The 12,922-nt window shown below is 51.2% G+C and carries 16 protein-coding genes; all 16 read right to left on the bottom strand.

Annotated elements, in window-relative coordinates:
• Nucleotides 1-33: 33 nt before the first annotated feature.
• Nucleotides 34-1,320, bottom strand: a complete 1,287-nt coding sequence (gene rseP, locus SACSAC_RS00300; RefSeq protein WP_037282290.1) for an RIP metalloprotease RseP — start codon at nt 1,318-1,320, stop codon at nt 34-36.
• Nucleotides 1,321-1,394: 74 nt separating this feature from the next.
• Nucleotides 1,395-2,531 carry a 1-deoxy-D-xylulose-5-phosphate reductoisomerase gene (locus tag SACSAC_RS00305; protein WP_037282292.1) on the bottom strand — a complete coding sequence of 379 codons (1,137 nt, stop codon included), beginning with the start codon at nt 2,529-2,531 and terminating at the stop codon, nt 1,395-1,397.
• A gap of 56 nt (nt 2,532-2,587) precedes the next feature.
• Nucleotides 2,588-3,388 (bottom strand): phosphatidate cytidylyltransferase, encoded by an 801-nt coding sequence (locus SACSAC_RS00310; protein ID WP_037282294.1) that lies wholly within the window; start codon nt 3,386-3,388, stop codon nt 2,588-2,590.
• Nucleotides 3,389-3,416: 28 nt separating this feature from the next.
• Nucleotides 3,417-4,193 (bottom strand): undecaprenyl pyrophosphate synthase, encoded by a 777-nt coding sequence (locus SACSAC_RS00315; RefSeq protein WP_037282296.1) that lies wholly within the window; start codon nt 4,191-4,193, stop codon nt 3,417-3,419.
• Nucleotides 4,194-4,274: 81 nt separating this feature from the next.
• A complete protein-coding gene (gene frr, locus SACSAC_RS00320; RefSeq protein WP_037282299.1) occupies nt 4,275-4,829 on the bottom strand; it encodes a ribosome recycling factor in 555 nt (184 codons plus the stop codon).
• Nucleotides 4,829-5,557 carry a UMP kinase gene (gene pyrH, locus SACSAC_RS00325; RefSeq protein WP_037282302.1) on the bottom strand — a complete coding sequence of 243 codons (729 nt, stop codon included), beginning with the start codon at nt 5,555-5,557 and terminating at the stop codon, nt 4,829-4,831. Before pyrH ends, frr begins: the two co-directional genes overlap by 1 nt.
• Nucleotides 5,558-5,681: 124 nt before the next feature.
• Complete coding sequence (gene tsf / locus SACSAC_RS00330) at nt 5,682-6,329, bottom strand: translation elongation factor Ts (RefSeq protein WP_037282305.1); 648 nt, start codon at nt 6,327-6,329, stop codon at nt 5,682-5,684.
• Nucleotides 6,330-6,465: 136 nt separating this feature from the next.
• Nucleotides 6,466-7,164 (bottom strand): 30S ribosomal protein S2, encoded by a 699-nt coding sequence (rpsB, locus tag SACSAC_RS00335; protein ID WP_037282308.1) that lies wholly within the window; start codon nt 7,162-7,164, stop codon nt 6,466-6,468.
• A 255-nt stretch (nt 7,165-7,419) separates the two neighbouring features.
• Nucleotides 7,420-8,142 (bottom strand): endolytic transglycosylase MltG, encoded by a 723-nt coding sequence (locus SACSAC_RS00340; protein WP_037282311.1) that lies wholly within the window; start codon nt 8,140-8,142, stop codon nt 7,420-7,422.
• On the bottom strand, nt 8,142-8,708 hold the full coding sequence (locus tag SACSAC_RS00345; RefSeq protein WP_037282314.1) for a DUF2802 domain-containing protein: 567 nt from the start codon (nt 8,706-8,708) through the stop codon (nt 8,142-8,144). The genes SACSAC_RS00340 and SACSAC_RS00345 overlap by 1 nt, the downstream gene beginning before the upstream one ends.
• Before the next feature lie 14 nt (nt 8,709-8,722).
• A complete protein-coding gene (locus tag SACSAC_RS00350; protein ID WP_037282318.1) occupies nt 8,723-9,040 on the bottom strand; it encodes a hypothetical protein in 318 nt (105 codons plus the stop codon).
• A 39-nt stretch (nt 9,041-9,079) separates the two neighbouring features.
• Entirely contained in the window at nt 9,080-10,483 is a 1,404-nt protein-coding gene (locus tag SACSAC_RS00355; protein ID WP_051506752.1) for a flagellar assembly protein A, read from the bottom strand.
• A 67-nt stretch (nt 10,484-10,550) separates the two neighbouring features.
• Nucleotides 10,551-11,339 (bottom strand): FliA/WhiG family RNA polymerase sigma factor, encoded by a 789-nt coding sequence (locus SACSAC_RS00360; RefSeq protein WP_037282322.1) that lies wholly within the window; start codon nt 11,337-11,339, stop codon nt 10,551-10,553.
• A 2-nt stretch (nt 11,340-11,341) separates the two neighbouring features.
• Entirely contained in the window at nt 11,342-11,803 is a 462-nt protein-coding gene (locus SACSAC_RS00365; RefSeq protein ID WP_037282324.1) for a hypothetical protein, read from the bottom strand.
• 2 nt (nt 11,804-11,805) lie between these two features.
• Nucleotides 11,806-12,303, bottom strand: coding sequence for a chemotaxis protein CheD (locus SACSAC_RS00370; RefSeq protein WP_037282326.1), 498 nt, complete (start codon nt 12,301-12,303; stop codon nt 11,806-11,808).
• Nucleotides 12,296-12,922, bottom strand: a complete 627-nt coding sequence (locus SACSAC_RS00375; protein ID WP_037282329.1) for a chemotaxis protein CheC — start codon at nt 12,920-12,922, stop codon at nt 12,296-12,298. Before SACSAC_RS00375 ends, SACSAC_RS00370 begins: the two co-directional genes overlap by 8 nt.

Below are 12,922 nucleotides of genomic sequence, written 5' to 3' on the forward strand. Positions count from 1 at the left end.
TGACGGCAAAGTCGGTTTTTTACCTTTTGATGCCTAGCCTTTGATGATGCGCAAAATATCGTTGTACGTCACGGCGATCATGAGCAGGAAGATCAGCGCGAAGCCGATAAAGTGCACCATGCCTTCCTTGTTCGGATCGATCGGTCGTCTGCGCACCGCTTCGATACCCAGGAAGATCAATCGGCTTCCGTCCAACATCGGAATCGGCAGCAGATTGAAAATCCCCAAGTTGATGCTGACAAGCGCTGTCCACAGGATCATCTGATCGATGCCTTGACTTGCGATTTCTCCGGTCGCTTGCAAGGTGCCTACAGGACCTGCCAACTGATTGATGTCAAAGCGCTCGAAAACGAGTTTGCGCAAAGCGTCCAAAATGGCGGTACTGCCGTTCGCGAACGATTTCCCGGCAAATTCGAACGTTTCCGTAAAGGAAGCGCTCCGTTTGATTTTGCTTAGTTGGATACCGACTTGCAGCACTTGGCTGCCGTCCTGCGCATCAACCAGCTTCGGCGTCACCGGAACCTGAACGGTCTCGCTTCCGCGCTGCACGCTCATTTCGACTTCGCTGCCGCCCGACGCGTTAACCAATTCCGTAACTTTGGCCAAGTCGCCGTTCACGGCTTGTCCGTCGATCGACTGGATGATATCGCCTTTGACCAGATCCGACGAATCGGCAGGCGTTCCGGCCACGATATCGGCAACTTCGACACCTGTCGCCTTTTCATCCGGCACGCCCGAAACCTGCACGTAAATCAAGAACAATACGAAGGCCAATACAAAGTTCATCAGGGGTCCGGCAAAAATAGCCAAGGCGCGTTTACCTACGCTTTTGCTGCGGAACTGACGGTCTTTCGGCGCAACCTGAAGTTCTTGACCGCGCGTAACGATATCCGCTTTGCGATCCACTTCAAGATGCTGCGTCTCGCCGTCCACGTTCAAACGAATTTGCATCCGCTCTTCGATATCGATCCATTCGATTTCTCCGATCACGACATTGCGCCGATTATCCAATTGATCGAGGTAAATCTTTTTGACGACACCTTCATCCGATAAACGAACCGCGATCGTTTGTCCCGGCTGGATCGGGTCAAGCTCGGGATCTTCGCCTGCCATTCTTGCGTAACCGCCAAGCGGCAGCAGTCGCAGGGTAAACATCGTTTCGTCTCGTTTATAAGAAAACAGCTTAGGGCCGAAGCCGATCGCGAATTCCCGCACTAAGATGCCTGCGCGTTTCGCAAAGTAGTAATGCCCCCATTCGTGCACCGTAACGACGACGAAAAACATCAGTACGGTCAACACGACGATCTGAAGTGTCATCATGTCTGGTCTGATCCTCCCTGTTGGTCAAGCGATTATACTGAAATAGCATGGCAAACAGCAGAGAGCAGCCTCTCTTATTCAGATGCGACTCGGCGTGCCCACTGATCGGCTTCGCGAATCACATCCAAATCCGGATCGGCAATAGCCGTATGCTGCTGCATGACCTTTTCCAACGTCTCTTCGATCTGCAAGAATGAAATTTCCCGGCGCAAAAAGCGTGCTACCGCGACTTCATTCGCCGCATTAAAGACGGTCGGTGCGGTTCCTCCCATTCTACCACAGTCGTAGGCCATCCTTAAACAAGGGAAGCGGCCGAAATCCATTTCCCGGAAATTGAGTTTACCGATCTCGGCAAGCGACAACCGATTCGCCTTAAGCGGGATGCGATCCGGGTAAGTCAGCGCATATTGGATCGGCACCCGCATATCCGGATTGCCCAGTTGGGCAATGATACTGGTATCTTCGAATTCAACGAATGAATGGATGATGCTCTCGGGATGAAGCAGCACGTTGATTTCATCGTAAGACAAACCAAATAGCCAATGCGCCTCGATCACTTCAAGCCCTTTGTTAACCATGGTGGCCGAATCGATCGTGATTTTGGAGCCCATCGACCAGTTGGGGTGCTTGAGTGCATCTTCGACGGTGACGTTCGCAAGCTCCGCACGGCTCAAGTTACGGAACGAACCTCCCGAAGCCGTCAACGTGATGCCCGAAAGCCGTTCTCTCGGTTCACCATTCAAGCATTGAAAGATTGCAGAATGTTCACTGTCTACCGGCAGAATGGGTACGCCTTTTTCCGCCGCGCGGCGCATCACCAAATGACCAGCGGTGACCAGTGTTTCTTTATTGGCGAGAGCAATGTTTTTGCCTTCGTCAATAGCAGCCAAGGTAGCAGGAAGCCCCATGCTGCCCGTTACAGCTGTCACCACCGTATCCGCATCCGTGCCCGCAGCGATTTCAATCAGGCCTTCGTTACCAAAATAAACCTTGGTTCCAGCTGGAACTTGAGATTTTAACGACTCCGCTGCTTCTTTCGTCGCAACGGATACTTTGGCGGGCTTGAATTGCCGAATTTGTTCCAAAAGCAATCCGGTATTCCCTCCGGCAGCGAGTGCCTCAACCTGAAAGTGCTCAGGATGCTCGGCTGCGACTTGCAGAGTCTGTGTACCAATCGAACCCGTGGAGCCAAGCAAAGCAATTTTTTTCATTCGATGTTCGCTTCCCCTCTTTGTCCCTATGCGCTTTTCCTACCGCTTCACGCCGTTCAATACGGAAGCAAAAATAGAATATGTACGAAGGGGAATACGGCCAACCAACTATCGCAGCGGTCCAAAATGCCTCCGTGTCCGGGCAAAATGCTGCCGGAATCTTTGATTCCATATACGCGCTTGTACGCAGACTGAATCAAATCTCCCATTTGTCCGACAACCGAAGCAGCCAAACCGATCAACATGGCCCGAAGCGGATCCAATAGCTCAGGCGCCGCCAATGAAAATCCAAGTGCAATCACGACGGCAATCAAGATGCCTCCGACTGCACCTTCAATCGTCTTATTCGGGCTAATGGCCGGCCAAAGCTTGTTTTTACCGAAAGCTTTGCCCGTAAAGTAGGCGCCCGCGTCACTCCCCCAAATGCTTAGGAGCAGCAGGAATGTCCAAAACAAGCCATGTCCGTCCGGAGTTTCTCGCGAGATCGCAATATAATAAAAACCCAAGCCGACGTAAACTGCACCCAGGAAGAGCAGCGAAGCCTGCTTGATATTGATTTCGTTTTTGGTAAGCACTGTCGCGCAAAGAAGCAGCAGCAGCGACAGCCAGATGGCATGCTGAGGAGGGATCGGGAAATCCAAATCCCACACTTGCCAAGGAAAAGTCAAGTACGCTACAGCGAGATAACCGATCCAAGCTTCCGCACGAAACGGAGCCCCTGTGCTCATCTTTGCAAACTCATAAAAGCCGACGAGCGCCATCAGCATAATCAATGCCGGGTACCCAAAGCCGCCCAATACACACAGCCCCAAGAACAACACGCCGGCTACGACACCGGTTATAATTCGTTGTTTCACCGTTTCATCCTCCGTCCGGGCGACGCCGCTATTTCAAACCGCCGTATCTGCGAGTGCGCCGCTGGTATTCGGCTACCGCTTCTCTAAGATGCTCCCTGCCGAATTCCGGCCAATAGGCGTCCGTAAACCATAATTCGCTATACGCGATCTGCCACAGCATGAAGTTACTGATCCGCAGCTCCCCGCTGGTACGAATCAACAGATCGGGATCAGGCATATCTACGCTTTGAAGATGGGCGGAAATCATCGCTTGATCAATATCCTCTGCCCGAACTTGACCTGCTTCAACACGTTTGGCAATTTCACGTATGCCTTCCACCAACTCGCGGCGCGCTCCGTAATTCAGCGCAAAGTTCAACACCAATCCGGTATTGTCTTTTGTGCGGGCCGTCGCTTCGCGCATCGCCTTAAGCGTATGCTCCGGCAGATTTTCCATATTGCCCATCATCCGCACTTGCACGTTTTTCCGGATAAGTTCTTCAAGTTCCAATGCCAGAAACTCCTGCGGCAGCCGCATCAGAAAATCGACTTCTTCTTTGGGCCTGCTCCAATTTTCCGTGGAAAAGGCATATAACGTCAGGTAACGAACGCCTAGCTCGTCCGCAGCGATCGTAGCTCGCTTAACCGCCTTCATCCCGCTCTGATGACCGACGATCCGCGGCATGCCGAGTCTTTTGGCCCATCGTCCGTTGCCGTCCATGATGATGGCGATATGCTGCGGTACGTTATCCGCCGACGGTTCGGCCGGTCCTGAAGCCTGCTCGCGCTCCTTCGGACCAATCCACGAGCGAAACCGATTGATCATGTCTTCTCCTCCATGCTTCAGCTCCCGCAGATGTCCCGAAAAAAGACACAACCCCACCTGGAACGGAGGGGTCGCGGGGTCTTAAACTTCCATAATCTCTTTTTCTTTTGCAGCGATCACTTTGTCGACTTCCGCGATATATTTATCCGTAAGCTTCTGGATCTCTTCTTGATGGCCACGGGACTCGTCTTCGGAGATTTCGCCTTTTTCCATCTTCTTGATATCGTCATTGGCGTCACGGCGGATGTTCCGAACCGCTACTTTACCTTCTTCGCCGAACTTCTTTGTCAGCTTGACGAGCTCGGTACGACGCTCTTCCGTCAGGGCCGGAATCACCAAACGAATCGCGTTGCCGTCATTCGATGGCGTAAGACCCAAGTCCGACTTTTGAATCGCACGTTCGATCTCACCCAGCGACGACTTGTCCCAAGGCTGAATCATCAACGTCCGGGAATCCGGCGTGTTGATGTTCGCCAGTTGGTTAAGCGGCGTAGGTGCTCCGTAGTACTCAACTTGAATCCGGTCGAGCAGAGCCGGTACGGCGCGCCCGGCGCGCAGCGTGCTCAGGTCGCGTTGCAGCGCCTGAATGGCCTTGCCCATGCGATCTTCCGCGTTTTTCTTCACGGTCTGAGGCATTAATCTACACTCCCTTTAACGATCGTTCCGATTTTTTCACCGAGAACGACTCTTTTGATATTGCCTTGTTCGGTAATAGCAAATACGATAAGCGGAATATTGTTGTCCATGCACAGGGAAGAAGCGGTGGAGTCCATTACGCCCAGATTACGGCTAATCACTTCCATGTAGGTAAGTTGTTCGAACTTCTCTGCGGTAGGATCGATGAACGGGTCGGCCGAATACACGCCATCTACCTTATTCTTCGCCATCAAGATAACTTCCGCTTCGATTTCCGCAGCACGCAGTGCGGCAGTCGTATCGGTCGAGAAGAACGGATTGCCCGTACCTGCTGCAAAGATGACGACGCGGCCTTTTTCCAGGTGGCGAATCGCTCTGCGGCGAATGTACGGCTCGGCAATCTGTTGCATGGCAATCGATGTCTGTACACGAGTCGGTACATCAATCGATTCGAGCGCGTCTTGAAGGGCAAGCGAGTTCATGACTGTCGCAAGCATACCCATGTAATCCGCGGTCGAACGATCGATGCCGCTGGCGCTACCCGCGATTCCTCGCCAGATATTACCGCCGCCGCAAACGACTGCTACCTCCACGCCCAATTCCACGACTTCCTTGATTTGTTCGGCAATGTCCGAAATCATCAGTCCGTCGATTCCGTATCCGTTCTGTCCCGCAAGCGACTCGCCGCTGACTTTGAGTACCACTCGCTTAAATGCAGGCTGCATCAATTTTACCCTCCGCTTTTTTCCGCTACCTGAACACATGGGGAACCCTGGTTAAAAAAGAAGGAACACCAAGTGTTCCCCCCATGCACAGAAGCTGTGATTGATCTTTAGTTACGCGTTTTAAAAATTACTTCACTTGAGCCATAACTTCTTCTACGAAGTTATCGACTTTCTTTTCCAGACCTTCGCCAAGCTCGAAACGAGCGAAACGACGGATGGAGATGTTTTCGCCGATTGTGCTGATTTTTTCGTTCAGCAGTTGCGAAATCGTTTTGTCCGGATCTTTAACGAAGGACTGCTCAAGCAGGCAGTTTTCTTCGTAGTATTTGTTGACGCGGCCTTCGACCATTTTTTCAACGATCTTTTCAGGCTTGCCTTCGTTCAGAGCTTGAGCCTTCAGGATTTCTTTTTCTTTTTCTACAACTTCAGCCGGAACTTCTTCACGACGAACGTAAAGCGGGCTTGCTGCAGCGATATGCATCGCGATGTCGCGTGCGAAGTTTTTGAATTGGTCGGTTTTACCAACGAAGTCAGTTTCGCAGTTGATTTCAACCAGAACGCCGATACGGCCGCCTGCGTGGATGTAAGATTCAACAGTACCTTCAGTAGCTGCGCGACCTGCTTTGTTCGCTGCTGCGGACAAACCTTTTTCGCGCAGAACGTCTACCGCTTTGTCGATATCGCCGTTTGTTTCTTCCAGTGCTTTTTTGCAATCGAGCATACCTGCGCCCGTTCTTTCACGAAGTTCTTTTACTGCGCTCGCGTTTACTGCCATTGTTGATTCCCTCCAGATAAGTATTGGTATTTTACTCCTAAAAAAAGGGCGGTTAAGAGGCTATTCACCACCAACCACCCTCTTTTTTTAACTCTGCCGATCCGTATGCTAGGCGCCGATTTCAACGCCGCCGGACTTATGCAGTTGTTTGTTCGCCTTGGTTTGCTTCGATAACGGCTTCCGCAATTTTACCTGTCAGCAATTTAACGGCGCGAATTGCGTCGTCGTTGCCCGGGATTACGTAGTCGATTTCGTCCGGATCGCAGTTGGTATCCACGATACCTACGATCGGAATGTTCAGCTTGCGTGCTTCTGCAACCGCGATACGCTCTTTGCGAGGATCGATGATGAACAGCGCGCTAGGCAGTTTTTTCATGTTTTTGATTCCGCCCAGGAATTTTTCGAGGCGATCTTTCTCTTTGCGGAGCAAGATAACTTCTTTCTTAGGCAGAACTTCGAATGTACCGTCTTCTTCCCAAGCTTCAAGCTTTTTCAGACGATCGATACGCTTTTGGATCGTTTGGAAGTTAGTCAGCGTGCCGCCGAGCCAACGTTGGTTGATGAAGTACATGCCGCAACGTTCCGCTTCTTCTTTCACGGAGTCTTGAGCTTGTTTTTTCGTACCTACGAACAGGATCGTGCCGCCTTCGCCAGCCAGGTTTTTAACGAAGTTGTACGCTTCGTCAACTTTCTTGACTGTTTTTTGCAGGTCGATAATGTAGATACCGTTTCTTTCTGTGAAAATGTAACGGTCCATCTTCGGGTTCCAACGACGAGTTTGGTGACCGAAGTGTACGCCAGCTTCGAGAAGCTGTTTCATGGAGATAACTGCCATTCTCCATACACCTCCTATGGGTTTGGTTTTTTTGATGTACCTCCGCCGAAATCATTTCCTGTGGAGACTCCGCCCCGGGCGAAGCACCTTCCGCAGAATTAATCAGCGTGTGTTTTAACACCGTTGTTTAGTTTATCATAATAGACCCTACTTCGCAATCCCCGAGGATTATTATTTTGAATGTTTCACCCGTTTCTTTTTTCTGCATAACAAAAGCCGTCAATTTCTCATTGAAATTGACGGCTTGAAGGCATGCTATTCTTCTTTTGACGTAGAAATCTCGCGAATAATATCCGCATAAGAATCTCCCGATTTAAAAGAGTAATTGCCGATTTGCAGTTTGCCGGTTACTCCGGCTTCTGCTGCCTGACGTTGGAAATCAACAGCATCGTCGACAACCCCCGCATTCTCAAGCGCTTGCGAGACAGCCTTCAGATTCATGCCGCGTTCAATTTCGAATGAAACATTCGAAGATTCCACCGCACTGGACTGTTGAGGCTCCACATCTGCTGAGGCTTCCGGCTCGGTCGGCACCACCGGAGCCTGAGCAGGCTGGTCCGAACCCGTTGTAGCCGTATCTGTGGGTTCAGTCGGTGCTGTAGGCGCCTCTGTTGTCGCAGCAGCTGGTTCTTCTGGCTCTGACGATGCGGGCGCTTGACCCGTTTCCGGTGCTTCTGCCGCTTCAGAATCCGGCTCGGTTGGTGCCGCGGCTTCAGGTTCGGTTGGCTCTTCCGTGGAATCCTGAGGCTCGGACGCATCTGTTGGCGTCTCTTCGGCATCGGATGAGTCAGACGGCTGCTCTTCCGTGGGTTGTTCACCTTCACCTGCCGGAGCGTTAGTCTGCACTTCGTTCGTCGACTCTACATCGGCAGGTGTAGTCGGTCTTCCGCTTTGAGCAAGCAACATCAATTGGAGCAGCAACGCGCCCGTAATAATACCGATTCCCAATCCAAGCATAAACGAGCGATTTTTGAACACTACGCTTCCTCCCTCTTTGCCAGACGCAAAATCAGTTGAATTTCGCCGCGCTGAAGCCCTATCGCCTTGGCGATGAAATCAACTGATTTCCCCTGGTCATGCAATTCAAATAATTGAGGATAGCGATGGCGAACAGAATCTTCCGGCTCGGGCTGCGGTTCCGGTGATGGCGATAGAGTTGCAGCATTTTCCAACAATTCGTTTCTCAGTTGTATGGCCGCTTCTTGGGCAGCACGCGGATCGACAGACGACAATTGTTCAATACGGGCTTCGTGCTTACCCGCGGTACGTTCCATTTCGGCCAGACGTCCGCGCATATCGCCCAATTGTTCCTGAAGCGCCAATTGTTTAGCTCCCGTTTCCTGCCTGATCTGCACCAGCAAATTCACGAGATCGTCATTTTCTTTTTCCATTTCAACCATGTACTGTTCAAGCGTTTGCTCAACTTGCTGCACAACGCGATCACTACCGGAAGCTTGTTTGGCCGATTTTTCTTTCGGAATCAAGAAAGCATACACGACAGCCGCGGCACCGAGCAGCATTACGTAAAGCCAGGCATCGTTCATCTCAGGTTCCTTTCTTACAGCGACAAATCCAAATGTTTTCCTTTAAAAGGATGGGGAGCCGCAACCGTTCGCGCTTCGGCCTCCGGTTGATCCTGCTCATGCGCTCCCCCTCCATGCGAATCGTGCTGATTGTTTCCTTCGGCATCTTTGCGAATTTGGGCATCAGCAGCCTCTGTAGTAGGCGCGCTGCGATGCCGGGATCGCTCGATCTCCGCAGTTGCCTGCCCGGCAAGCTGAGCCTGATCGATCAAGGGGCGCTGCAATTGTTCTTGCTGCATGCGACTTGTTTCGGGAGCGCGATGTACCGACAATTGAACTTCGATCGCTTTCATGATTGAACACCCCTATTCCTAATAAACAGAATCAGCTCTTCAGCGATTGGCAGACATCACGATATCGCCTTCAAGGTATTGGAAGGATACCCGTGACGATGTTTCTTTCATGAATTTCGTGTACCGGCCGATTACAATCTTCGCACCGCCGTAAATGGTATCATTCACGACCACGCGAGCACGGCCCGTATCTTCAAGAATATGTTCGATTTCAAAAATACGTTCTTTGCAATGCGAGCGTTCCTGGTCCTGTTGGCGCTTGGTTACGCTGAGTTTGGCGCGAAGCGCAAGCTTGTCCGCGCCCAAAGTTCCCGCCAAGGCCATCTGATCGAGAAGTCCCAATGCCTGGGTCGTTTTTTGCATATTATCAGCGGTTTCCCGCATTCTTTTATGTAGGTCTGCCAATTCGTTGCGAAGATTCGGCAGAACGCCTACTTCGATTGCGGTGGCTGTCGCCATCGTATTGCCGATTGTACGTGCGATAACGCCTTCTCCGGCTTGGATATGGCCGCCGACAATCAAACCTTTCGTACCGCTGCAAATGACATTTTTACCTGCTCTGACTTCGGAATGCATGATGCTCTGCGAAACGATAATATCTTCGCCGGCTTCAACGTTACCGTCCTGGATAAACGAACTTTTAACATTCATGCCCGCTTTGACGATTCCTTTATGGTAACCGATCACGCCCCCGGTAATTTCAATCGAACCGTCCGCATACAATTCGGCTCCTTCCACGCCGCCTTGCACGCGAATATCGCCGGCCGCTTTCACGCGGAACCCCGGAAGTACGCTTCCCCGAATGACAACAGTGCCCACGAAGTCTACATTGCCGCTGCTGTAATCGACGTCGCCATGAACTTCATAAACGGTAAATACATTGATCTTCCCGTTATCGGTACGGCTGACCATGCCTTCGATCGTGGCGTACAGCGATGTATGATTTTCGTCCGTCACGACGTTTTTTCCAATTTTGAAACGTGCTTCTTTGCCGGGTTTGAACGCAATTTCTTCTCCCGTCACTCCAGTTCCCGGCGTCCCCGGCCGGGATGGGTGCCGGCGAGCCAACAGCTGCCCCTTACCCACATTTTTCAAACGAATCAGTTCTTTATAATCCACTCGACCGTCTTCGCGTTCCATGGGCCTCGCTTCATCTTCTTTTTCAAACATAAATTCGATATAACCATTTTGACCATCAACTGCGGGAATACCGCGAGCAACTTCGATTTCTTCAAAAAAGTAACTAGCTGGTGACGCGACAAACCTGCCAATGGCTTCGTCGATCAGACCGAAGCGAACGTTCTGGTCGTTCAAAAACTGTCTCAAGCTTTCTTCCGTGCATGCAAAGCCCTCTTCCGGCTTTACAAAACGCAAGTGTGCAGACATTTTGGACGCGTCGAACGAAACGGCAAGGTGACGGTCCAAAGCTAAATGCTCAACCACGGACAACCCCTCTTTTCAACATTTGCTTGTCGATGGCCAGATGCCCCCGGCCGATTCCCATCTAACACTAACGATCCTGCATAAGCAGGCTTTTTTGTTTATCCAGCGTCCCGCGCAGACGCAGTATCGCTTTGGAATGCAATTGCGAAATCCGTGAAGGCGAAAGTGACATGACTTCGGCAATTTCGCTAAGCGACAGATCTTCGTAATAGAGCAGCGAGATGACGATCCGCTCTTTTTCCGTCAGCTTTTCGATGCCTTTGCCCAACGCTTCCTTCAAGTAAAATTCATTGACTTTATGATCCGGGTTTTTGGCTTTTTCGTCGACCATAACGGATAAGCGCGTCTCCGACTCCTCTTCCCGAATCGGATCTTCCAACGAAACGAGCGACATGACGGAAACGTCTTGCAGCATCTGTTGGAATTCTTTTTCCGATATGCCTAAAAACTCGCTCATTTCCTGATCTGAAGCCCCTCGCATGTGTTCCTGCTCCAGCTTTTGGTAAGCTTCCTCGATTTTCTTCGCCTTTTCCCGAACGGAACGCGGAACCCAATCCCCCTGTCGCAGTCCATCAAGAATGGCACCGCGTACTCGCCAGGAGGCATACGTTTCGAACTGCAAGCCGCGCTTGTAGTCGAACTTTTCGATCGCGTCGATTAAGCCCATGACTCCATTGCTGGCCAAATCGTCCTTTGAAACGTTTTTCGGGAGTCCCACCGCGAGCCGCGAAGAGACGTAATCGACAATGGATAAGTGATTCTCGATCAGTTTCTTCTTGGCTTCGACATCGTTATGCTCTTTCCAGCGGATCCATAAATCCAGGTGATTCAACTGACCGGATTTGCGTTCATCCATTGCTATCTCCCTCCTTCATCCTCTGTAAGATGACGTACGGCTTTCGCCAGTTCTTCGGGATCTTTTTCTTTCGTTGATACCAACTTTGGCGGATTAAGCGGCTGAAAGTCATCCATCTGGCCCGTTCGCTCTTCGGTTACCCGAGCCTTATCCGCATCCGGCTTCAGTAAATCATTCAGCTGGTCGCTTTCATCCGGCGTGACCAGATCTAATCTAGCCCCTCGAACGTCGTCGTCCAAAGCAGCCCCCGGCTCCGAAGAGCCGCTGCCTTCCTTATCTTTGGGCAGCGGTTCAAGCGCGCCAAGCACGACGCGAAAAAGAAACGCCAAGAGAAACCAGACTGCCGCTCCGATTCCTCCCCGAATCAGACTTGTTACGGGAAGGTTGGTTCGGACCGCAAATAAAAACGTAATAACAAATCCGATCAAAGCGAATATCAGATTGACTCGTATGGTTCCCTTCATCGCTACAATTCCTTTACCCCTTTTTGAACGCTGCGTATAGTTAAAATTCCGGTTTCCGAACTGATTTCGATCGTTCGGCCATAATTAGCCCCCGTATCCTCACTGTACAAGGAAATCCCCAGCTTCTTCAGCATTTCTTTGCAAGATTCGACGTTTCGGGGCCCTATACGCATCGTATCTCCACTCCCTGCAAAAGCGAACATCTGCGCACCGCCTGCCATCTTGGCAACCAGTCTCCGCTTGGAAGCCCCAAGATCGACCAATTTATCCACCAGTACAGGAAGGGCAGTGTCTGCATATTTCGCTACATTAATCTGGCTTTCACGCGCAATATCCGATGAGGGAAGCATGACGTGAGCCATACCGGCTACTTTGATCTGCGGATCGTACAGCGTCAAACCGACGCAAGAACCGAGTCCCGTGGTGCGAAGAATTCCGGAATTCCCGACTACGTTCAGATCGGCCATGCCAACTTTGACCAGATTTTTTTCGTCAGTCATTGTCAAGCGGAACTCCGAGCGCCGTAAAGATTTTATCAAACGATTCCGGATCCGGAATGAGGAAAAACTGTCCCTCAACCTCATCGTTGCCTTGTACAAACGTCGTGTCGATCAACAATGCGGCGTCGCCCATCTCCCCAAACTGAATCATACCATAACTCAGGATTGCGCCCGCCATATCCAATGCAAGTGCGGGCACGGTAGGCGACATGGCCAGATTAGTGAAATCAGCCAGTGAGGACAAATAGGAGCCTGCCAAAATGTTGCCGATTTCGCCGAGTGCCGACTGTTCCATCTCCGTCAGCTCAAGTCCTTCTGTCGGTTCAAAGGCCCCCAAACGCTGAAGCAACGACTTGCCGGCTTCGGGTCCCATGATATAGAACAGATTGCCCGGCGCATCTCCTTCAACGCGGAAGAAAACCGTCAATACGATTTTTTCCGCGCCGCCTACCTTCTCCGCAATATCTTCGAAGGGAAGAATCTGTACTTTAGGAACGGCCATATCGATCGGTTTATTCAGAAGTTGCGATAACGCCGTGGCAGCGTGACCCGCACCGATATTGCCAACTTCCTTCAATACGTCAAGTTTAAATCCTTCCAGCTTCGAAAAGATTTCCAT

It is taken from the genome of Saccharibacillus sacchari DSM 19268, from assembly GCF_000585395.1.
Classification (GTDB): Bacteria; Bacillota; Bacilli; order Paenibacillales; family Paenibacillaceae; genus Saccharibacillus; species Saccharibacillus sacchari.

Coding starts and splice junctions, on each gene's coding strand:
- frr (WP_037282299.1), bottom strand. CDS start 4,829: ATGCCTCAGACCGTGAAGAAAAACGCGGAAGATCGCATGGGCAAGGCC.
- rseP (WP_037282290.1), bottom strand. CDS start 1,320: ATGATGACACTTCAGATCGTCGTGTTGACCGTACTGATGTTTTTCGTC.
- SACSAC_RS00365 (WP_037282324.1), bottom strand. CDS start 11,803: ATGAAGGGAACCATACGAGTCAATCTGATATTCGCTTTGATCGGATTT.
- SACSAC_RS00360 (WP_037282322.1), bottom strand. CDS start 11,339: ATGGATGAACGCAAATCCGGTCAGTTGAATCACCTGGATTTATGGATC.
- tsf (WP_037282305.1), bottom strand. CDS start 6,329: ATGGCAGTAAACGCGAGCGCAGTAAAAGAACTTCGTGAAAGAACGGGC.
- SACSAC_RS00370 (WP_037282326.1), bottom strand. CDS start 12,303: ATGACTGACGAAAAAAATCTGGTCAAAGTTGGCATGGCCGATCTGAAC.
- SACSAC_RS00375 (WP_037282329.1), bottom strand. CDS start 12,922: ATGGAAATCTTTTCGAAGCTGGAAGGATTTAAACTTGACGTATTGAAG.
- SACSAC_RS00315 (WP_037282296.1), bottom strand. CDS start 4,193: ATGATCAATCGGTTTCGCTCGTGGATTGGTCCGAAGGAGCGCGAGCAG.
- SACSAC_RS00345 (WP_037282314.1), bottom strand. CDS start 8,708: ATGAACGATGCCTGGCTTTACGTAATGCTGCTCGGTGCCGCGGCTGTC.
- SACSAC_RS00305 (WP_037282292.1), bottom strand. CDS start 2,531: ATGAAAAAAATTGCTTTGCTTGGCTCCACGGGTTCGATTGGTACACAG.
- SACSAC_RS00350 (WP_037282318.1), bottom strand. CDS start 9,040: ATGAAAGCGATCGAAGTTCAATTGTCGGTACATCGCGCTCCCGAAACA.
- rpsB (WP_037282308.1), bottom strand. CDS start 7,164: ATGGCAGTTATCTCCATGAAACAGCTTCTCGAAGCTGGCGTACACTTC.